The sequence below is a fragment of the Halobacillus massiliensis genome, from assembly GCF_900166625.1.
In the GTDB taxonomy this organism is placed as follows: Bacteria; Bacillota; Bacilli; order Bacillales; family Halobacillaceae; genus Halobacillus_A; species Halobacillus_A massiliensis.
In genome coordinates this window covers 2,265,967-2,285,229 of sequence record NZ_LT800499.1, presented here as the reverse complement: position 1 = coordinate 2,285,229, position 19,263 = coordinate 2,265,967, and the positions used below count along the sequence as shown (strand labels likewise).

The following is a 19,263-nucleotide window of genomic DNA, read 5'->3' as shown; positions in this document are numbered from 1 at the left end:
TTCTATCCTCCCATAGGAGTCTCGCCGTTTCCCGCGGCCCTTTACGTTTTTTTGAGTAACGGAATATATATGAAGAGAGGACTGATCCCATCTAGATAGCTTACTGAGATTCCAGCGTTCCGTTTCCCTTATTAAATTTAAAGGGGCTGGGAAATGGTGAGACTCCTGCAGGGAGAAGAGCCAGGGTGAGATCCGCGAGTGGAGCGAGCTAGCTCACCGGCTCCCCGCGGAAAGCGAGCTATTTCCCAGCCTCTTTTCTCTTTTCACATTAAACGGAACAGTTCTTTTTTTCGTAACTAAACTAAACTAAACGTCGAAGTTTATAAAGCAAAAGTTTTATAAACTGTCATCATTAAGCCTTTACATGATAAAATGAGATGGCTATTCTTAAAGAAAGAGGAATGATTATGAAGTTCTCATACATAGTAATAACTAAAGAGGGACGTCCTCTTTACACCTGGAAGTAAAGGAATGAACACAATTGATTAAACAAATATCTGCAGCTGCCATCCTGTTAGTGCTCATTGGTCTGATCGTATGGGAAGCGATGCCGGAGAAAGAGAATTCTAACGAACTTCCTGAGTACAATGTATCTGATAGTACTGGGCAGGAAGGTACGGCCATCACGCCTCCGAACGCGGAGGAAGGGTTAAGTGTCGGGGAACACGCACCGGATGTTGAGCTTCAGACAATGGAAGGTGAAGCGGTAAAACTTTCTGATCTTAGAGGAAAAAAAGTAATTTTAAATTTCTGGGCTACCTGGTGCCCGCCTTGTAAGGAAGAGATGCCTGAAATGGAGAAGTTCCATCAGGAATATAGTGATGAAGTAGAAGTCATTGCTGTAAACGTTACAGGCAGTGAAAATGAACCAGAGGATGTCTATAATTACGTTACAAGTAATAACTATACTTTTCCTATCTGGATGGATTATCAACTTGAAGCTAATGATGCGTTTCAAATTATTTCAATCCCTACAACTTATTTTATCGGTACTGATGGCAGGGTTCAGCAGCCTCGTAAAGTTGGCCCGATGACGTATGATTTTATGGTGGAAATGAAAGAGGCTTTGCAATAAAAGTATAATTTTTCACATAATTGGAAATCCTTCTTGTAGAAAAGGAGGAATTTTCTATGCGGCAAAGCCAAAAGGTTAGTTTTCAGGACCGTGTTCAGCAGAACATTGAGCTAATTATGAAAGATCATAAATTAATGGAACAGATTGATGAGCGTATTGATCAGCGGCACCATGAACGTATTAAAAAAATTCCTTCCTGACTGAAGGAATTTTTTTGTATAGAGAAAACGAAACTTTCACATTCTATCCATGTATCTTGTATCTATAGGAGGAATTGTGAATGGATCAAAGAAAATCTAATCCTGACAATCGCGAGGATAACGTGGAACGTCTTCAGGAGGCTGTTCAGAACACCATTGAAAACATAGAGGCGACTCATGAAAACCTTGAATTGGCTAGTGAGAAGGATCGGGCTGATATCGAAAGAAAGAACAGGAATCGCGAAGAAGCAATAGAAGGTATGCGTCAGGAAATTAAAGATGAAGCTAGAAACCAACAGAATAAAAGGTAATTATAAAGCCATCAGAAAAACCACGGGTTTTTCTGATGGCTTTTTCTTGAGAAAGATCCTTATAAACAACTTCATCAACATCCCGCCCAGGTTTATGATAAAATAGTACGATGTAAGAAGGGACGGGATATTTTGGATACATCTAAGTTAGAAGAGTGGAAGAATTTGGAAGAGAAGCCGCCTTTCTCTGAAGTTGAAGTCTTACGCTTACTAAATACTGAACCATTTAATAAAGAAAAAAAAGCAATTATGTACGTAATGCTTGCTTTTCACCGGATCAAACGGCATCCGAAACAGGATCCCATTGCAGATCAGATTATTGAAGAAGCAAGAAAACTTTATCCGGGTCATTCGCTCGTTAAGGAGTTATATGAGTCTTTACAGCTTTTAAGGGGACATACCGTCTTAAACTCGGTTTCATTAGAGCAATGGACACTTCATGAGACTGATCATAATTCCGCGAAGCTTAAAAAGGTTCAGGCACTCTTTGAGGAAGTGGATCGGATACAGAAGCAATGGAATAAAGAGCTGGCTGCAGCAGTTGATGCTGTTAGCCGCAGACTAAAGCTTTACCGTGAGGTTTATGACCATTTCAGCCAGTTAAAAGAGCTGCTAAGAGAAGCGCAAACCTCAATTGAGCATCGGAGGGTAAGCATTCCTGTTAAGGAAGTCAATGAAAAAACCAGACAGCTTTCCAGTGATCGTCACGAACTTTATAATATGCTGCCTGAACTATTGAAGGAAAAGGGCACAGAGAATCCATTGCAGTCTTTCCAGGACATGGTCGGCCTGCATGATGTAAAAGCTTATATTCAAAGGTATTACCATTTTCTAAAGTATCAGCAGCAGCGTAAAACCTATGGCTTCTCTATGGTTGATGAGCCAGGATTGCACATGATCATTACAGGAAACCCTGGGACAGGGAAAACGACGATCGCCCGTCTGCTTGCCAATATTTATTACGAATTAGGTATCCTAGATACAAGAGAGGTCGTCGAAGTTAACCGATCTCATTTAGTTGGATCCTATGTCGGCCAAAGTGAAGAAAATACGATGAATTATATTAAACAATCTGTCGGCGGTGTTCTTTTTATAGATGAAGCCTACAGTTTACGCAGAGAAGGCCAGACAGGCAATGACTATGGCCAGGCTGTTATTGACACACTAGTCTCTGCTATGACAGGTAAGGAATACGGCGGAAAATTTGCGCTTATTCTTGCTGGCTATCCTGAAGAAATGCGCCAGTTCCTCTGGGCCAATCCAGGGCTTAGAAGCCGTTTTCCTGAACAAAACATGATCCAGCTGCCAGATTATCAAATAGATGAACTATTGGAGATTGGACAAAGTGTGGCCATTGAGAATGACTTCTTTTTTACAGAAGAAGCTCTCAGACAGCTTGAATTGTTAATAGATAAAGAACGTGTAGATGAATCCTTTGGAAATGCTCGAACTGTTCGTAACCTCGTTCTAAAAACTATTTTTAAAAAAGGAGCTGGGGAGACGTGGGAAAGTGATAAGCACTGGCTTGATCACATGAGAATTGAACAGAAGGATTTAGAGTTTGAACCATCAGAAAACCAAAAGGAAACTCCTCCTATACACCAATTAAATCGTTTGATAGGCTTGCAGGAAGTTAAAGAAGAGGTGAAGAAGCTCTCCTCGTTCGTACAAGCCCAACAGCAGCGAAAAGAAAAAGGATTTCCTTTGGTGCCCATTCAGCTTCATTCCGTATTCTCAGGTAACCCAGGAACAGGCAAGACAACAGTAGCTGATATTTATGCGCGAATTCTAAAAGATTGTGGGCTCCTTAAACGAGGTCACGTGGTGATCGCCTCAAGAAGTGATCTTGTCGCAGGATATGTAGGACAGACAGCGATAAAAACGAAAAAGAAAATAAGAGAAGCTCTCGGCGGTGTATTATTTATTGATGAGGCTTATTCTTTGCGTTCAAGCGGTCGTGATGATTTTGGAAAAGAAGCCATCGAGACACTGGTTGATGAAATGACGAAGCATAATGAAAATCTAGTCGTTATTTTAGCAGGGTATCAGCAGGAAATGAGGCAGCTGATTGAAAGTAATCCAGGTTTGTCTTCACGATTTAAAAAATATCTTCACTTTCCAGATTATACACCAGATGAGCTTCTGGAGATGGCTATTTTAGAAGCTGAGCGCTATGACTATTTGCTAGAGGAAGAGGCCCATTGGGCACTGATTGAACAGTTTAATCAGTACCACACACGAGGAAACGGAAGGTTTGTCAATAATTTAATTCTAGAGGCTATCCAGTATCAGTCCATGCGGCTGATGGAAGAAGATAATGTACAAATTAATAGGATTACCAGCCGTGATATACAGAAGGCCTGGGAAAATATTCGGGGGGAACGCTAAATGCTAATCAATGAACTTTCAATTAAAGTTAGATACCAGGAAACAGACATGATGGGAGTAGTGTATCATGCCAACTATCTTGTCTGGTTTGAGATGGGACGTACGGCTCTAATTGAAGATTTAGGTTTTCATTATCATGAAATCGAAAAAGAAGGTGTCTTCTCTCCAGTTGTTGATGTAAAAGCCACTTATAAACAGCCCGTCCGTTACGGGGATGACATTGCCGTTAAAACATGGGTGAAAGAATATGATGGTCTGCGAGTAACTTATGGCTATGAGGTGACCCATACGGATGGCCAGATAGCTGTTGAAGGGGAAACTAAGCACGTAATAGTAAAGCAGGACAGCTTCCGTCCAGTGTCAATTCGTCGGAGCTTTCCGGATTGGCACAAAGCTTATTTGAAAGCCATAGGAGGGTAATATGGCCTTTGGTATCAAAAGAGAAGAGTTAATACAGTGGAAAAGAGATGTACAGGCAGGAAAAATTTCATTTCTCACCCATTACTGGATAGACGAGCGGTTCCCCGGCTGTGATTCTGTCACGAAAGTAGGATGCACAGATATTGAACGTTTAATTAAATGGGGAATGAGCCATGGTCTAAAGCCGGAATGGATTCATTATGATCCGAATCATCCTCATTTTGATTTATTCGGTGACCGTCAATATGAGATTTTAAAAAAAGAAAAGCAGTGGGATCAGATCTCACGCTTTTCTCTAAAAAGTGAAAAATAGCTTTTTAAAGCATGTGCTCGGACAGCACATGCTTTATTTATGGAATCTCTTACACCGCAGGAATTGATGAACAGTGTTTCATTAAAATTATTTAAATTCTAAGGAAATAAGCCATTTTGATAGAAGAAAAGACACTTTTCAAACGAATTCCATCCATTTCAACAGACAGAAATCAGCATCTTTGTTTATCCTTTGATAAATCCGTACAAATCTTGTATATTTGTTAATACAACAATTGTTTTGTTAAGGGGTAATTGTATTGATATATAACGTGGACCAGGCCTTGGAAAAGTTAAAATATTATAAGATCACAAGTAATAAGGAAAGTCTGCGGAGATGGCTTAGAAATGGCACAATAACAGGCATTCCTCCGGCATCTCGTAAAGAAGGATGGAAAATAAAAGAGACTGATTTATGGGCATTTATTCAGCAGCGTGTTCCAGAAGAAACTTTAATGAATAATAACACAACAAATGTTGTGAAAGAAGGGAACTATCGTGAGTTTGTCAGGGCGGAAATGTGGTGGGAACTCGTCCGCAAAAACCTTTTTGAAGGTTCCGTTGAACTTAAAAAGAAAGATTTGCAATTATTTATTAATGAAAAAAAGTTTACTCAGGAAGTAGAGGATGAGCTTTGGGAATTAATCAGTGAGCATTCCTGGCAGGCCCATCCAAGGATCTTTTATTTGCATGATGCGTTTCTCTTTCAAAGTCAGCGAATTAAAATGGATACTAAATATGGAGATAGTAAAGAAAGAATTTTGCGATCCCTTATTAAGTATTTATATAATAGAGAAAGTAAGTGAAAAAGTTATTTTAAACATGGAAAAAGGCAGCCTGGTTAAGGCTGCCTTTTTCCTTATTCGTAATTGAACTCAGGTTCCTGTGCATCTTCTGATAAAGAAACTTTTAACGAATGCTCATCAAAGTACCATTCATCTTTTGCTTCAATAAAGTAGCCAATATGGTTCACTTTTTCCTCAGCGACCGGTTCAAGAGGATCCTCCTGCATAATCCCGAGGGAGAATCCTGGCTGAAGGCCTCCGCTGCCGCCATACCTTACATAAAAGCGGATAAAAGACTCTTCATCTATTTCAAGTTCTTTTTCGTACCAGTCTGCTGCTGCTTCTGTTATTTCAAGTTTCATAAACTCATCTCCTTGATATCGATTCCTGTATTTAGTGTTTTTCCTGTTTCAGCAAGGAGTTAAACATGGGCTGTGTTAACTTTTTTCTTTATTTTTAAGCGGAACTGGATCAAATCCCCCTTTATGGAAAGGGTGGCATTTAAGGATCCTTTTTACAGTTAAATACGTTCCTTTAAAAAAACCAAACCTTTTAAGAGCTTCAATGCCATATTCCGAACAAGTCGGCTGAAAGCGGCAGCTCGGTGGTGTCATGGGACTAATCCATTTCCTATAGAATGAAATTAGGGCAATAAAAACATGTGTCATATTCAGAAATGCTTACGCTTCCTTCGTTTTATCATAGGATAGGGAAGCCTCTGCATCGTGAAGGTGGATGGACTCTTCATTTCTGCACTTCACTGTGAAGGATTCCACAAAATCATATTCATATAGGTCAGCGGCTACAAGTCTTACGATATCTTCAACAAAACGTGGGTTCTCGTACGCCTGTTCGGTAACCATTTTTTCATCCGGTCGTTTTAATACAGGATGAATCCGTGCACTGGCATTGCTTTCAGCTGCTTCCAGTAAGGCTGCTTTCCAGTCGACTTCCTGTTCATCAAAATCATCAGTAAGATTAACGGTCATCGTCACGTTTCCGCGCTGATTGTGGGCGCTGTATTCGCTGATTTCTTTAGAACATGGACATAATGTCGTGATCGTTCCCGTTAAAGAAACTGTGACATCATAGCCTGTCGCTTCTTTATATTCTACAGAGATCGTCGCATCTGCGTGGTTCATGCCTGCTAGATCAGAATATGGTCCTTTTCTTTCAAAAAACCAAGGGAAGGAAACTTCTACTTCCGCATTGTCTTCTTTTAAACGGCCGGCCAATTCTGAAGTGAAGGTTTTTAATGTTTCAATATCAATCGCGAACCCTTGATTGTGATACTTATCAAGCTGTTCGGTAAAACGGCTCATGTTAGTGCCTTTACTTTGCTGAGCGATAGACGAACCGAACTTAAAGGTACCGATCGTCGTTTGGATTTGCGGTGTCAGCTGACTCGGAATAGAGATCGGATGTTTCACGTTGGAAATTCCAACCATATCTATATTAAACAAAAAGTCTTTTTTAGAATTTTGCAAATCCACCATTTTTTCTTTGTCCATCGGTTTAGTACGCGGACCTGGTTTCACAGAACCAAATAATTTATGACGGTCTTCTTTAGAAGGTAATTTTTTTGAGTTTGCTTCTGTTTGATTCATACTTAGGACTCCTTTCAGACCTATCTGCTTCTAAGTAAAATTATATCGTATGTAATTCAAAATATACAGCACGTTGCTTTTAGATTGTGTGAATATAAAACCAATTATACCTTCATAAATAAACCTGCGGCAATAGGATTCCGCAGGTTTATTTACATCCATGTAATTTTAGGTTCTGTCTTATTAAGGATACGTTTAATATTTGATCGGTGACGGTAAATTACAAATAGAGTAAGTATTGCTATGACAATGGCTAAACCATATTCTTGAAGGAATATAGCAAGAATTGTAGAGGTTACACCTGTAATCATGGATGATAGAGAGACGTATTTTGTTAAGTATAAGAGCAGGAAAAAGGTTGCAATCATAATAGCGAAAACAAGAGGATTCACACCTAAAATCACGCCACCTGACGTTGCCACAGCTTTCCCGCCTTTAAATCCGGCAAAAATAGGATACATATGGCCTACAACTGCGAAAATCCCGATTAAAAGCGGTATGACATCAGCACCCATAAAAAATGGCAGAGCGCTTGCCAGCGTTCCTTTTAAAATATCGGCTGTCGTTACAATTAAGCCTGCTTTTTTACCGAGGACCCGAAACGTGTTCGTACCTCCGAGGTTTCCGCTGCCATGGTCGCGGATATCTATGCCATATCCTAATTTTCCTACAATAAGACCAGAGGGAATTGATCCTAGTAAGTATGCCAGTAAAATAAATAGGAAATATTCCATGATGTTCCACTCCTTAAGACTTTGTTATTAGTTTATCATTATATCTAGTAATAAAGAACAAAAAGTTGATTGAAAAACAGACAAATAGAATCCATCCCGGTTGTCATTTTGTCGTTTAGATATTAAATTAATCGAATTTGTTCTGCTTTTTTTTCGACTTTCTTCATATTAAAAGGAAAGCGGTCTCAAGCTTTTCTTTTTTCCTTCAGGGAGCGGGATATTAATGGGCTGCAGAGCTTTTAGAAGAAAGTGCAGGGGAGGAGAATTTTCATGGCAATGGAACCACTTTCACGGAAACTGTTTAAGGTAGTGCAAACAGAAGTCTTTAAATTTAATATAATTTTCTATATACTTTAGTAAATTACTCGAGTAAAGAACTCACCATTGAATTTTCTGTAAATTTTTTACTTGTGCAATCGATCCCGATAATTTATTGTAACAAAAGTAAGTTTTTTAAATAAATGCGGGAAAGTTAACTAAAAAAGTGGAGGAAAAGCTATTGGATTCAATGTCTTTTATTTTATTCGGTTCAACAGGGGATTTAGCCAAACGTAAAATTTACCCTGCTCTATACAACTTATATATGGACCAGTCGATGCCGGAATCGTTCTCTGTAATTGGTTTAGGGAGAAGAACGTTATCACAGGAAGAATTTCAAGGTCGAATAGAGGATGCAGTCTATACCTTTTCTAGAAGCTCAGTAGATGAGGAGGCTATGGAAAAATTTCTCCAAAGCTTCCGTTACCATTCCCTGGATGTCACAGACCCAGCTGGATATAAAGACTTATTGTCCTTTGTTCAGCAGCGGGAAAAAGAACTTAATATTAAAGAGAATCGGCTGTTCTACTTATCTGTCGCTCCGCGTTTGTATGATAATATCATTACAAATGTAAAAAGAAGCGGTTTAGGCGATGCAAAAGGCTGGAAACGCCTGATTGTGGAGAAGCCGTTTGGAAACGACATCGAAACGGCAAGAGAACTCAATGAGAAACTCGGAAAAGGATTCGAAGAAAAAGAAATTTACCGAATTGATCATTACTTAGGTAAGCCTATGGTTCAGAACCTGGAAGCACTTGAGCATTCCAATCCTGTACTTAAAGCTTTATGGAATAAAGAATATATTGCGAACATGCAGATTACAGCCAGTGAGGTTGTCGGTGTTGAAGAACGCGCAGGATATTATGATCAGGTAGGTGCTATCCGCGATATGGTGCAAAACCATATGCTGCAGCTTCTTATGATGACCGCAATGCACTTGCCTCAGGAGATGAACCCAGACAACATCCGGCAAGAGAAGAAGAGAGTCATGCAGGCTCTGCGGCCCCTTTCAAAGGAAGATGTAAGACGTGATGTCGTAAGAGGCCAGTACGGGCCAGGCGTAATTGAGGATGAACATGTCCACAGTTATTTAGACGAACAGGATGTAGATCCATCCTCTAGAAACGATACGTTTATTGCAGCAAGACTATGGATTGACAGTGAGTTTTGGAAGGGTGTTCCTTTTTATATCCGAACAGGAAAAAGGATGAAGGAAAAATCCACGCGAATAGTGATGGAATTTAAAGGAGAAACTCACAGCCAGTATGAAGGGGAGCACCTGGAACCTAATCTCCTCATTATTGAGATTAGTCCCAATAAAGGTGTAACACTTCAACTAAATAGCAAAAACACTTTAAACAATGATAAGCTTGAACCTGTGCACATTAACTTTTCGCGGGACCAAAGTGAACTCCCTGAAGCATATGAACTTCTGCTGCAGGACGCGTTTGAAGGTGACCAGACATATTTTGCTCATTGGGATGAAGTAGAATTATCCTGGCAATGGGTTCAGCCTATCTTGGAAGTTTTTAAAGAAGACAGTACAGAGCTGCACTTATATGAATCGGGCTCTATGGGTCCTAAAGCAGCCGATAAACTACTGGCGGAAAATGGATTTAGATGGTGGTAAGCTTTCTGAATCATGTAATAATATTAAGGAGATGATGATTTTGTCACAGGAAATTGGTGTTGTAGGCTTAGCGGTTATGGGCAAAAACTTAGCATTGAATATTGAGAGCAGAGGCTATTCCGTAGCTGTATTTAACCGTACACAGGAAAAAACAGATGAATTTCTTGCTAACGAAGCAGCCGGAAAGAACTTTAAAGGCGCTTCCTCCATTGAAGAGTTTGTAGCTTCCCTTGAAAAACCTCGTAAAATCTTGCTTATGGTTAAAGCAGGACCGGCGACTGATGCTACGATTGAATCCCTTCTCCCACACCTCGATAATGGAGACATTTTAATCGATGGCGGGAATACGTTCTATCAGGATACGATTCGAAGAAATAAAGAGCTTGCTGAATCAGGCATTCACTTTATCGGTACAGGTGTTTCCGGCGGGGAAGAAGGCGCACTAACAGGTCCTTCCATCATGCCTGGGGGGCAGAAAGAAGCTTTTGAGCATGTCCAGCCGATTTTAGAAGCAATAGCTGCCCGTGTAGAAGGAGTCCCTTGTACTACATATGTGGGGCCAGACGGGGCCGGTCACTATGTGAAAATGGTTCATAACGGAATTGAGTACGGTGATATGCAGCTTATTTCTGAAGCTTACTTCATCTTAAAGAACGTGTTAGAGCTATCCACCGAGGAGCTGCATGAAGTGTTTGCCGAGTGGAATAAAGGTGAATTGGACAGTTATCTTATAGAAATTACAGCAGACATTTTCACTAAAGTGGACGAGGAAACAGGCAAACCGCTTGTTGACGTCATCCTTGATACGGCAGGCCAGAAAGGGACTGGCAAGTGGACAAGCCAAAGCGCTCTTGATCTAGGTGTTCCTCTGCCGATTATTACAGAGTCTGTATTCTCCCGCTTTATTTCTGCCATGAAAGAAGAACGTGTAAAAGCCAGCAAGATTTTAAACGGTCCAAATGCTAAACCATTTACAGGTAACAAGGAAGAAGCTATTGAAGCTATTAGAAAAGCCCTTTACATGAGTAAAATTTGCTCTTATGCCCAGGGATTTGCTCAAATGCGTGCGGCTTCCAATGAATATGACTGGAATCTGGCGTACGGAGACATCGCAATGATCTTTAGAGGCGGCTGTATCATTCGCGCTCAATTCCTGCAAAAAATTAAAGAAGCCTATGATCGTGAGGCAGATCTTGATAACCTGCTTCTTGATCCATACTTCCATGATATTGTGGAGAATTATCAAAGCAGTCTAAGGGAAGTACTCTCTTTGGCGATCGAACAAGGAATTCCGGTTCCAGGCTTCTCCAGCGCACTTGCTTATTATGACAGCTACCGAACAGCTACACTGCCTGCAAACCTGCTTCAGGCGCAGCGGGACTATTTCGGTGCCCATACGTATCAGCGTATTGACAAAGAAGGAACTTTCCATACGGAATGGTTAAAATAGAAAAGGGAAGAAGGATGACACGCTCTGTGTCATCCTTTTTTATTTTTATGAGCAATCACAAAGGGTTTGAAGAAAAGCGCCTGTTCATTAATTTATATCTTTTGGCGGAAAATCATTCGATCTCGAAGGTGCGCCTTAGTTTTTTAAGTGGCAAGGAGTCTCGCCATTTCCCAGCCTCTTTACCAATGTTAGCATAACCGGAACACTACAGTTTCAGTGATCCCCTAATAGGATTAGTCTTTTCTTACTCAATGTTCCGTTACTCAAAAAAACGTAAAGGGCCGGGGGAAACGGCGAGACTCCTATGGGAGAGAAGAACAGGGTGAGATCCTGGAAGGCTTTAGCCTGAGGAAGCTCACCGTTCGCCCATGGAAAGCGAGTCTTTCCCTTGGCCCGATTCTACATATTCAGGCAAACGGAACAGGATTTTCTTTTTGTAGAATTTTAAAAAGCTTATATGGGGTACAGAACCAGGGAGTAATCCCGAAAAGCTTTAGCCCGAGGAAGCTCACCGTTCGCCGATGGAAAGCGAGTCTTTTCCACGAGGCCCGGCTTTCTATATTAAGCTAAACGAAACCCTCTTTCCGCTGTGAAATGAGGCAAGAAAATATGGTCAGCCCCATTATCTTTTCAACGCAGAAAAAAAGACTGCCGATGGAAAACGGCAGCCTTTTCGTTATTAATTATCAAATAGTAAAACACGTGCAGGCGAGGCGTCAGTGCCTAAAAGTTTCATAGGTGCAGCGACCATTTGATAGCTTTTAGGATCCACATCCTTCAAACGAAGGCCTTCGATAACGATAATTCCTGCACCGAAAAGCGCTTTATGAGTCGGGTGCTCAGGCTGACTCCGTTCGATTCCAAGAGAATCAATTCCAACTCCACGAATTTTCTTCTCTACTAAGTAGTTTGCTGCATCCTCTTTCACATAAATAAATTCAAAATTAAATTCATCTTCAAATGAATTTTTGGTTTTAAACAGGACAAAATCATTTTCTTTAATATCCAGTTCCTCTAAATCTCGTTTTGTAATACCGTCTTCTACTTCCGTTAAATCAAATACTTTGGCTTCGCCTACAAGGCTATCGAGTGAAATCGATTCAAAAGTGTCGCCGTCGTTGACCATATGTAACGGGGCATCGATGTGGGTTCCCGTATGTGCATCGATTTCTAGACGGGATTCTGTTACATGACCATTTGTTTGGCTTTTAAAATTTGGCTGCTTTTCCTCTTTGTTTTTATAGACGGGCATCCCTTCATAAACAGGTGCCGTAATATCAATCATTTTCAAAAGATATTCTCCTTTCAAAACTGTATTCTACTTCTATTTTTACATGCTTTAAGTAATGTCGCAAATGCTGCCGCATGATTTTGTGGAGGAATTCACAAAAAGATGTCGAATTTTTTATAAAGTAGATCACTGAAGGCGAGGTGATAACTTTGGAACAAATATGTTTGTTTCAACAAGATAGCAGCAGCGATCCTTTATTTGATTTATTACAACAGGTGGAATATGAAAGGCCAGTAATAATTGCCGATTATAAAATAAGTAAAAATAGGTACGGATTATTTGAAATTGAAAGTAGAGAAGTCCATGAATGCAGGAGTTCAATAAAGGGCTGTTATGAGTATTTATGCGGGGAACTAGTAAAAGAATATAAAACTCGGGATTAAAAAGGGACGAGGAGTGGTAAACACCATTTGATAGCAAGTAGGAGGAATAGATATGTGGTGGACTCATTCGTTTTTTAAATATACAACAGGGTTGATCTTACTTTTAATCTGTGTGTTTTTTCTCGAGCTTCTAAATTTTTTCAGTCCGGTGTTTGTCATTCTCTCTACCTTATTTTATCCGGTCCTGATCGCAGGCTTCTTTTATTACATATTAAAACCAGCTGTTTTCTGGGTTGGAAAAATACCATTTATTCCGAAGCCAGCGGCAATATTAGTCGTTTTTACAGGAATAGCTGGATTAGTCTACGGGGGTATTAAACTGCTGGCAAACACGATTTCTGAACAGGTTCAGCGTCTTTCCACAAGTTTGCCCGAAGATTTATCCAAAACGGCTGACCAGGCAGAGAAGCTGATAGAAGAGAACAATTTAGGACTTTTTTCTTTTGAGAGTTTGAGACAAAAAGCAGCCAGTTATCTCAGCGGCTTTGTCGAGTCTGCCGGGGACCATGTAACCGAAATAGCCGCTGCTGCTGCCAGTGCAGCAACCGTCATCATAGTCGTTCCTTTTATATTATTCTTTCTATTAAAAGATGGATGGAAGCTCCCTTTATTTCTCATAAGGTTTCTTCCAGAACAGCATGAGCAAAAAGGGCTTAATTTATTAAGCAATATCGATAAAACACTGGGTGCTTATATTATTGGACAGATTACGGTAGCTTTTGTTGATGGTGTGCTCATGTATATCGGATATTTGATCATCGGGCTCGATTATGCGCTGATTCTTGGAATATTTGTTTTTGTAACAGCTGTTATTCCTTTTTTTGGTCCGGTACTTGGTGTGATCCCGGCTTTGGTCGTCAGTATGACACAGGATCCGTCTATGGCTGTCTATGTCCTTATTACGATGGCTGTTGTTCAGCAGATTGAAGGCAACCTCGTGGCGCCCGTAGTTCTTGGGCAAAGGCTTAATGTCCATCCGCTGACTATTATTCTGCTGTTAATCGTAGCGGCGGCTTTATTTGGCTTTATAGGCATGGTAATCGCTGTGCCGTTGTACTCAGTTTTAAAAGTAATCGTGAAAAATCTCTATTCGTTCATTCTCTTAAGAAAAAGCAGTATCTATGAGTGAAGTTTTGAAGATTTAAAAGACAGGGAATAAGGGAAGAATAGGGACAGATATAGAAAGAGAGGGTCAACTATTGATCACATTTGAAAAGGTAACAAAAACATATCCCGATGGGACGCAGGCTCTTAAAGAAGTTGATTTAGAAATTAGAGAAGGAGAGTTTCTTACTCTAATTGGACCGAGCGGATGCGGAAAAACAACGATGATGAAGATGATTAACCGGTTAATTGAACCTACAGAGGGATCTGTGTTTATAAAAAATAAAGATATAAAAGATTATAAAATTCATGAATTAAGATGGAACACCGGGTATGTGCTGCAGGAAATTGCTTTATTTCCGCATATGACGGTAGAAGAAAATATTGCTGTTGTTCCAGAAATGAAAAAGTGGAAAAAGAAAGAACTCTCAAAAAGAACAGATGAACTCATGAACATGGTAGGCCTCGATCCCGATGTTTATAAAAAAAGAAAACCAAGCGAGCTTTCAGGAGGTCAGCAGCAGCGAGTAGGAGTGATACGGGCACTAGCTGCGGATCCTGATATTATTTTAATGGACGAGCCCTTCAGCGCGCTTGATCCTATAAGCCGTGAGCAGCTTCAAAAGGACATACGATCACTTCATAAAGAAATTAAAAAAACGATTGTATTTGTCACTCATGATATTGATGAAGCGATGGCCATGGGGGACAGAATCTGTTTGATGAAAGAAGGAGAAATCATTCAGCTGGATACGCCTCAAAATTTAATTCTTAAGCCTGCTAATTCTTTTGTTGAAAATTTTATCGGAGAAAGAAAATCTCCATGGCAGACAGCTGTAGACGTTATGATTGATCAGACGAATCAACAGCTCTACACTGTGAAGGAATGGGAAGACGGGGGAGTACCAGAACACGGAATTTACGCCATTAAAAACGAAAATGGCACTTTTGCGTACGGCATTAAGCACGGGGAAAAAATGGATGTGCCTGTTTTAGCCCATGATATGCCGCTGAAAGAAGCTATGAAAATTTTTGAAGAAGGAGATTACGCAGTTCTGCCTGTAACGAAAGAAGGCAAAGTATTAGGTACTCTTTCTTATAAAGATATCGTCCTCTACCTCAAAAAGCAGCTTAAAACAGAAAATGGGGTGGTTCAGCCGTGAATGAATTTTTAGAAGTGTTTCAGAGCCGTCAGGGAATATTTTTAGAGAAGATTTGGGAACACCTTCAAATTTCGATGATTTCCCTCGTATTAGCCACCCTCATATCCGTTCCACTGGGGCTATACTTAACGAGAAAGCAGAAGGTTGCAGAGCCTATTATAGGGGCTGCAGCTGTTCTACAGACGATTCCAAGCTTGGCTGTATTAGCTTTCTTAATTCCTTTCTTTGGGATCGGGCAGACACCTGCGATCATCGCTTTAACGGCTTATGGTCTTTTGCCCATCCTCAGAAACACGTACATCGGTATTAAAGAAGTCAATCCAGCCTTAAAAGAAGCGGCTACAGGGATGGGAATGAACTCATTTCGACGTTTAGCACGAGTGGAGCTGCCGCTTGCCATGCCGGTTATTATGGCCGGCATCAGGACTTCAATGGTTTTAATTGTAGGGACGACTACAATTGCCGCTCTGATTGGTGCCGGCGGACTTGGTGATTTAATCCTCCTGGGATTAGACCGCGGCGGTGATGTGAACCTTATTGTTTTAGGTGCTGTTCCTGCTGCACTGCTTGCCATTTTGCTCGATCTTATTCTTCGTTTATTTGAACGTACATCAGCCAAAGCCGGATTTCGCTCTTTAGTCATACTGCTATCCGCATTTGCCTTAATTGCTGCTGGTCCACTTGCCTTTGGCGGAGATGTGAGAAAAGATATAACGATTGGAGCTAAGCTCGGTTCAGAACCTTCTATTTTAATTAACATGTATAAATTATTGATTGAAGAAGAAACGGATCTATCTGTAGGACTTGAACCTAACCTCGGAAAAACAGAAATGGTATTCAGTGCCTTACAAAGCGGAAGTATTGACATTTATCCGGAATTTACAGGTACAGCCATTGTTTCACTGCTTAGCCAGGAGGCAGAAAGCAACGACAGTCGTGAAGTTTATGAACAGGCAAAAAAAGGAATGTCAAATGAATATCAAATGGCTTTTCTTGAACCGATGAAATTTAACAATACGTATACAGTAGCTACGACAAAGGAAACAGCTGAACAATACGGTTTAGAAACAATTGGCGACTTAAAAGCTGTAGAAGACCAGATTACCGCCGGTTTCACTCTTGAATTTAACGACCGCTATGACGGCTATCAGGGAATGAAAGAGGTCTATGGGCTGGATCTTGGAGAAGTGGAAACAATGGATCCTGGCTTAAGACAAGGCGCTATTGAAAATGGAGAGGTAGATGTCATCGATGCTTACGCCACGGATAGCTATATGATAGAATTGGACTTAACCACATTAGAAGATCCGGAAAATTTATTCCCTCCCTATCAGGGAGCACCGTTGTTAAGAGAAGAAACGTTAGAGAAATATCCTGAGCTCAAAGAAGTGTTAAATCAGCTTGGAGGATTAATAACGGAAGATGAAATGAGGCAGATGAATTATCAGGTTGACTACGAAGACCGGAATCCTGAAGAAGTTGCCCGTGAATTTTTAACAGAACAAGGTCTGTTAGAAGAATAGGAGGAGAAATATGTTTCAAAATCCTGATCAGCAAAAAATGCGTACATTGCTTGATGAATCAAAAAATATAGCGGTTGTAGGTCTTTCTGATAAGTCATACCGTACTTCTTATCAAGTAAGTCAGGCCATGCAGCAGGCGGGATATAAGATTATCCCTGTTAACCCAGAGATTGACTCAGCACTTGGAGAAAAAGCCTATAGCAGTTTAAGTGAAGTCGAAGAACCTGTCGATATTATTAATGTTTTCAGGCGTTCAGAATTTTTACCGGGGGTGGCCCGTGAAGCAGTAGAGACAGATGCCAAAGGGTTCTGGGCCCAGCAGGGTGTCTATCATCCCGAAGTGCCTCATATCCTGGAAGATAAAGATATGCTCGTTATTATGGATAACTGCATTAAAGTCGCACATGCTGTATTAAAATAAACTTTTTTTGAAAAATCCCTGTATTACAGGGATTTTTTTATGAAATAATGTAGAATGATATTTGCGTCTTTTGAGAAAACAGCTACAATATAACAAGTATGATTAATAAATGAGCGTTTACAGACGAGAACATTTGTTCTATTATTATGATAGACCGTGTCGTTTTTTTGAAAGGAGCCGATGGAACATTGAGTCATAATCAAGCATACTCAGATGATTCGATTCAAGTATTAGAAGGGTTGGAGGCTGTACGGAAAAGGCCGGGTATGTATATCGGATCTACAGACCAGCGGGGCCTTCACCATTTAGTCTATGAAATTGTAGATAATGCTGTAGATGAAGCCCTGTCCGGTTTTGGGGATCAAATGATTGTTACCCTGCACAAAGACGGCAGCGTATCAGTAGCCGATGAAGCCCGTGGTATGCCAACAGGAATGCACAAGACAGGAAAGCCGACTCCAGAAGTCATCCTGACAGTGCTTCATGCCGGAGGTAAATTCGGCCAGGGCGGGTATAAATCAAGCGGAGGTCTTCATGGTGTAGGGGCTTCGGTAGTGAATGCCTTATCTGAATGGCTGGAAGTTCATATCTGCCGTGATGGAGAAAAGTTTTATCAAAGGTTTGAAAATGGCGGGGTACCGGTGACGTCGCTTGAGAAGAAGGGAAACACGAGAAAGACAGGAACTACGATTCGTTTTAAACCGGATTCCAGTATTTTTTCTGTAACAAAATATAATTTTGAAACACTATCAGAGCGTCTTCGGGAAGCAGCGTTCCTGTTAAAAGGCTTTAAAATCAAGCTCGTTGATGAAAGGGATGGCCTAGAAGAAACCTATCAATACAACGACGGCCTTGAATCATTCGTCGCCTATTTAAACGAAGAAAAGGACACCCTGCACCCTGTTGTATCGTTTGAAGGCAGCAGCGGAGGCATTGAGGTGGATTTCGCTTTTCAATTTAACGATGGATTTACCGACAGCATCTTATCTTTCGTCAATAATGTAAGAACTAAAGATGGGGGAACCCACGAATCAGGGGCGAAAACTGCGATTACTCGCATATTTAATGACCATGCAAGAAGAGCCCAGGTTTTAAAAGAAAAAGATAAAAACTTAGAAGGAAACGATATCCGCGAAGGTTTTACCGCTATCGTGTCTGTAAGAATTCCTGAACAGCTTCTTCAATTTGAAGGCCAGACGAAAAGTAAGCTTGGAACTTCAGAAGCCCGTTCTGCGGTAGATGCAGTAGTCGCTGAACAGCTTTTATATTTCCTTGAAGAAAACCCTGATATATCCTCCATGCTTATAAAAAAGGCAATCAAAGCAAAAGAAGCACGAGAGGCCGCAAGAAAAGCAAGAGAAGATGCCCGCAGCGGTAAGAAGCGCAAACGCAAAGACGCACTTCTCAGCGGAAAACTGACACCGGCGCAATCAAAGAATCCCGAGAGAAATGAACTCTACCTGGTAGAAGGTGATTCGGCAGGAGGATCAGCAAAACAGGGACGTGACCGAAAATTCCAGGCTGTGCTTCCCCTTCGCGGAAAAGTGATTAACACAGAAAAAGCAAAGATTGCCGATATCTTTAAAAACGAAGAAATTTCTACAATTATTAATACAATTGGCGCAGGCGTAGGTGGAGACTTTACACTTGAGGACTGCAATTACGATAAAATTGTTATCATGACAGATGCGGATACGGATGGAGCACACATTCAAGTTCTGCTGCTGACTTTCTTTTACCGTTACATGCGGCCATTAGTAGAAGCCGGAAAAATATATATTGCGCTTCCGCCGCTTTATAAAGTTTCCAAAGGCAAAGGCAAGAAGGAAAAAGTAGAGTATGCCTGGGATGACGAAGGCATGAAGAAATTGCTGAAGGAATTTAAAAACGGATATATGATCCAGCGATATAAAGGTTTAGGTGAAATGAATGCGGACCAGCTATGGGAAACAACAATGAACCCGGAGACACGAACACTAATCCGTGTAACGATTGATGATCTGGCTCGTGCCGAGCGAAGAGTGACAACCTTAATGGGCGACAAAGTAGAACCTCGCCGTAAATGGATTGAATCCCACGTGGCTTTTGGTTTAGAAGACGAAGCCAGTATCCTGGAAAACGAGAAACTAGAGAAGTAAAAAGGGGGAT

Annotated in this window: 19 protein-coding genes; 14 read left to right on the top strand and 5 right to left on the bottom strand. The window is 40.8% G+C overall.

All coding sequences use genetic code 11. The annotated features are described in order from the left end of the window. Nucleotides 1-481: 481 nt before the first annotated feature. The 7 genes from B7E06_RS11405 (at nucleotide 482) to B7E06_RS11375 (ending at nucleotide 5,512) form a co-directional block, all read left to right on the top strand. The gene (locus tag B7E06_RS11405; RefSeq protein ID WP_143414487.1) at nucleotides 482-1,075 is read left to right on the top strand and encodes a TlpA disulfide reductase family protein; all 594 of its coding nucleotides are present in this window, start codon (nucleotides 482-484) and stop codon (nucleotides 1,073-1,075) included. A 56-nt stretch (nucleotides 1,076-1,131) separates the two neighbouring features. Then, complete coding sequence (locus B7E06_RS11400; RefSeq protein WP_082234104.1) at nucleotides 1,132-1,275, top strand: FbpB family small basic protein; 144 nt, start codon at nucleotides 1,132-1,134, stop codon at nucleotides 1,273-1,275. A gap of 80 nt (nucleotides 1,276-1,355) precedes the next feature. Next, nucleotides 1,356-1,586 (top strand): small acid-soluble spore protein Tlp, encoded by a 231-nt coding sequence (gene tlp, locus B7E06_RS11395; RefSeq protein WP_082234103.1) that lies wholly within the window; start codon nucleotides 1,356-1,358, stop codon nucleotides 1,584-1,586. Nucleotides 1,587-1,715: 129 nt separating this feature from the next. Then, nucleotides 1,716-3,974: an AAA family ATPase gene (locus tag B7E06_RS11390; RefSeq protein WP_082234102.1), complete on the top strand. Its 2,259-nt coding sequence runs from the start codon at nucleotides 1,716-1,718 to the stop codon at nucleotides 3,972-3,974. Then, a complete protein-coding gene (locus tag B7E06_RS11385) occupies nucleotides 3,975-4,394 on the top strand; it encodes an acyl-CoA thioesterase (protein WP_082234101.1) in 420 nt (139 codons plus the stop codon). 1 nt (nucleotide 4,395) lies between these two features. Then, a complete protein-coding gene (locus B7E06_RS11380) occupies nucleotides 4,396-4,707 on the top strand; it encodes a hypothetical protein (protein WP_082234100.1) in 312 nt (103 codons plus the stop codon). A 259-nt stretch (nucleotides 4,708-4,966) separates the two neighbouring features. Continuing rightward, the gene (locus tag B7E06_RS11375) at nucleotides 4,967-5,512 is read left to right on the top strand and encodes a hypothetical protein (protein ID WP_082234099.1); all 546 of its coding nucleotides are present in this window, start codon (nucleotides 4,967-4,969) and stop codon (nucleotides 5,510-5,512) included. Between the two features lie 53 nt (nucleotides 5,513-5,565). Here the strand turns inward: B7E06_RS11375 and B7E06_RS11370 are convergent, their stop codons facing one another. The 4 genes from B7E06_RS11370 to plsY all read right to left on the bottom strand — a co-directional run bounded on the left by B7E06_RS11370 (nucleotide 5,566) and on the right by plsY (nucleotide 7,832). Continuing rightward, nucleotides 5,566-5,853: a HesB/YadR/YfhF family protein gene (locus B7E06_RS11370; RefSeq protein ID WP_082234098.1), complete on the bottom strand. Its 288-nt coding sequence runs from the start codon at nucleotides 5,851-5,853 to the stop codon at nucleotides 5,566-5,568. Between the two features lie 75 nt (nucleotides 5,854-5,928). After that, nucleotides 5,929-6,159 carry a membrane protein insertion efficiency factor YidD gene (gene yidD / locus B7E06_RS11365; RefSeq protein ID WP_082234097.1) on the bottom strand — a complete coding sequence of 77 codons (231 nt, stop codon included), beginning with the start codon at nucleotides 6,157-6,159 and terminating at the stop codon, nucleotides 5,929-5,931. Between the two features lie 12 nt (nucleotides 6,160-6,171). After that, a complete protein-coding gene (gene folE2, locus B7E06_RS11360; RefSeq protein WP_082234096.1) occupies nucleotides 6,172-7,098 on the bottom strand; it encodes a GTP cyclohydrolase FolE2 in 927 nt (308 codons plus the stop codon). Nucleotides 7,099-7,250: 152 nt separating this feature from the next. Further along, nucleotides 7,251-7,832: a glycerol-3-phosphate 1-O-acyltransferase PlsY gene (gene plsY / locus B7E06_RS11355; RefSeq protein WP_082234095.1), complete on the bottom strand. Its 582-nt coding sequence runs from the start codon at nucleotides 7,830-7,832 to the stop codon at nucleotides 7,251-7,253. 499 nt (nucleotides 7,833-8,331) lie between these two features. On the opposite strand from plsY, the gene zwf reads away from it, so the two are divergent. After that, the gene (gene zwf / locus B7E06_RS11350; protein ID WP_082234094.1) at nucleotides 8,332-9,780 is read left to right on the top strand and encodes a glucose-6-phosphate dehydrogenase; all 1,449 of its coding nucleotides are present in this window, start codon (nucleotides 8,332-8,334) and stop codon (nucleotides 9,778-9,780) included. 37 nt (nucleotides 9,781-9,817) lie between these two features. Continuing rightward, nucleotides 9,818-11,230: an NADP-dependent phosphogluconate dehydrogenase gene (gene gndA / locus B7E06_RS11345; protein WP_143414564.1), complete on the top strand. Its 1,413-nt coding sequence runs from the start codon at nucleotides 9,818-9,820 to the stop codon at nucleotides 11,228-11,230. 679 nt (nucleotides 11,231-11,909) lie between these two features. Here gndA and B7E06_RS11340 read toward each other — a convergent pair. After that, nucleotides 11,910-12,521, bottom strand: coding sequence for a cyclase family protein (locus tag B7E06_RS11340; protein ID WP_082234093.1), 612 nt, complete (start codon nucleotides 12,519-12,521; stop codon nucleotides 11,910-11,912). Between the two features lie 435 nt (nucleotides 12,522-12,956). Between B7E06_RS11340 and B7E06_RS11330 the strand changes: the two genes are divergently transcribed. From B7E06_RS11330 to parE, 5 genes are all read left to right on the top strand, one after another. Beyond that, complete coding sequence (locus B7E06_RS11330; RefSeq protein ID WP_082234091.1) at nucleotides 12,957-14,033, top strand: AI-2E family transporter; 1,077 nt, start codon at nucleotides 12,957-12,959, stop codon at nucleotides 14,031-14,033. 70 nt (nucleotides 14,034-14,103) lie between these two features. Beyond that, nucleotides 14,104-15,171: an ABC transporter ATP-binding protein gene (locus B7E06_RS11325; protein WP_082234090.1), complete on the top strand. Its 1,068-nt coding sequence runs from the start codon at nucleotides 14,104-14,106 to the stop codon at nucleotides 15,169-15,171. Then, nucleotides 15,168-16,694: an ABC transporter permease/substrate-binding protein gene (locus B7E06_RS11320; protein ID WP_082234089.1), complete on the top strand. Its 1,527-nt coding sequence runs from the start codon at nucleotides 15,168-15,170 to the stop codon at nucleotides 16,692-16,694. The genes B7E06_RS11325 and B7E06_RS11320 overlap by 4 nt, the downstream gene beginning before the upstream one ends. A gap of 10 nt (nucleotides 16,695-16,704) precedes the next feature. Continuing rightward, on the top strand, nucleotides 16,705-17,115 hold the full coding sequence (locus tag B7E06_RS11315; RefSeq protein ID WP_082234088.1) for a CoA-binding protein: 411 nt from the start codon (nucleotides 16,705-16,707) through the stop codon (nucleotides 17,113-17,115). A 146-nt stretch (nucleotides 17,116-17,261) separates the two neighbouring features. After that, nucleotides 17,262-19,253, top strand: a complete 1,992-nt coding sequence (gene parE, locus B7E06_RS11310; RefSeq protein WP_082234087.1) for a DNA topoisomerase IV subunit B — start codon at nucleotides 17,262-17,264, stop codon at nucleotides 19,251-19,253. Nucleotides 19,254-19,263 lie beyond the last annotated feature (10 nt).

Bases quoted from the DNA above. Each gene is read 5' to 3' on its own strand.
- B7E06_RS11400 (WP_082234104.1), top strand. From the start codon at position 1,132: ATGCGGCAAAGCCAAAAGGTTAGTTTTCAGGACCGTGTTCAGCAGAAC.
- tlp (WP_082234103.1), top strand. From the start codon at position 1,356: ATGGATCAAAGAAAATCTAATCCTGACAATCGCGAGGATAACGTGGAA.
- B7E06_RS11385 (WP_082234101.1), top strand. From the start codon at position 3,975: ATGCTAATCAATGAACTTTCAATTAAAGTTAGATACCAGGAAACAGAC.
- B7E06_RS11380 (WP_082234100.1), top strand. From the start codon at position 4,396: ATGGCCTTTGGTATCAAAAGAGAAGAGTTAATACAGTGGAAAAGAGAT.
- B7E06_RS11370 (WP_082234098.1), bottom strand. From the start codon at position 5,853: ATGAAACTTGAAATAACAGAAGCAGCAGCAGACTGGTACGAAAAAGAA.
- yidD (WP_082234097.1), bottom strand. From the start codon at position 6,159: ATGACACATGTTTTTATTGCCCTAATTTCATTCTATAGGAAATGGATT.
- folE2 (WP_082234096.1), bottom strand. From the start codon at position 7,098: ATGAATCAAACAGAAGCAAACTCAAAAAAATTACCTTCTAAAGAAGAC.
- plsY (WP_082234095.1), bottom strand. From the start codon at position 7,832: ATGGAATATTTCCTATTTATTTTACTGGCATACTTACTAGGATCAATT.
- B7E06_RS11330 (WP_082234091.1), top strand. From the start codon at position 12,957: ATGTGGTGGACTCATTCGTTTTTTAAATATACAACAGGGTTGATCTTA.
- B7E06_RS11315 (WP_082234088.1), top strand. From the start codon at position 16,705: ATGTTTCAAAATCCTGATCAGCAAAAAATGCGTACATTGCTTGATGAA.
- parE (WP_082234087.1), top strand. From the start codon at position 17,262: ATGATAGACCGTGTCGTTTTTTTGAAAGGAGCCGATGGAACATTGAGT.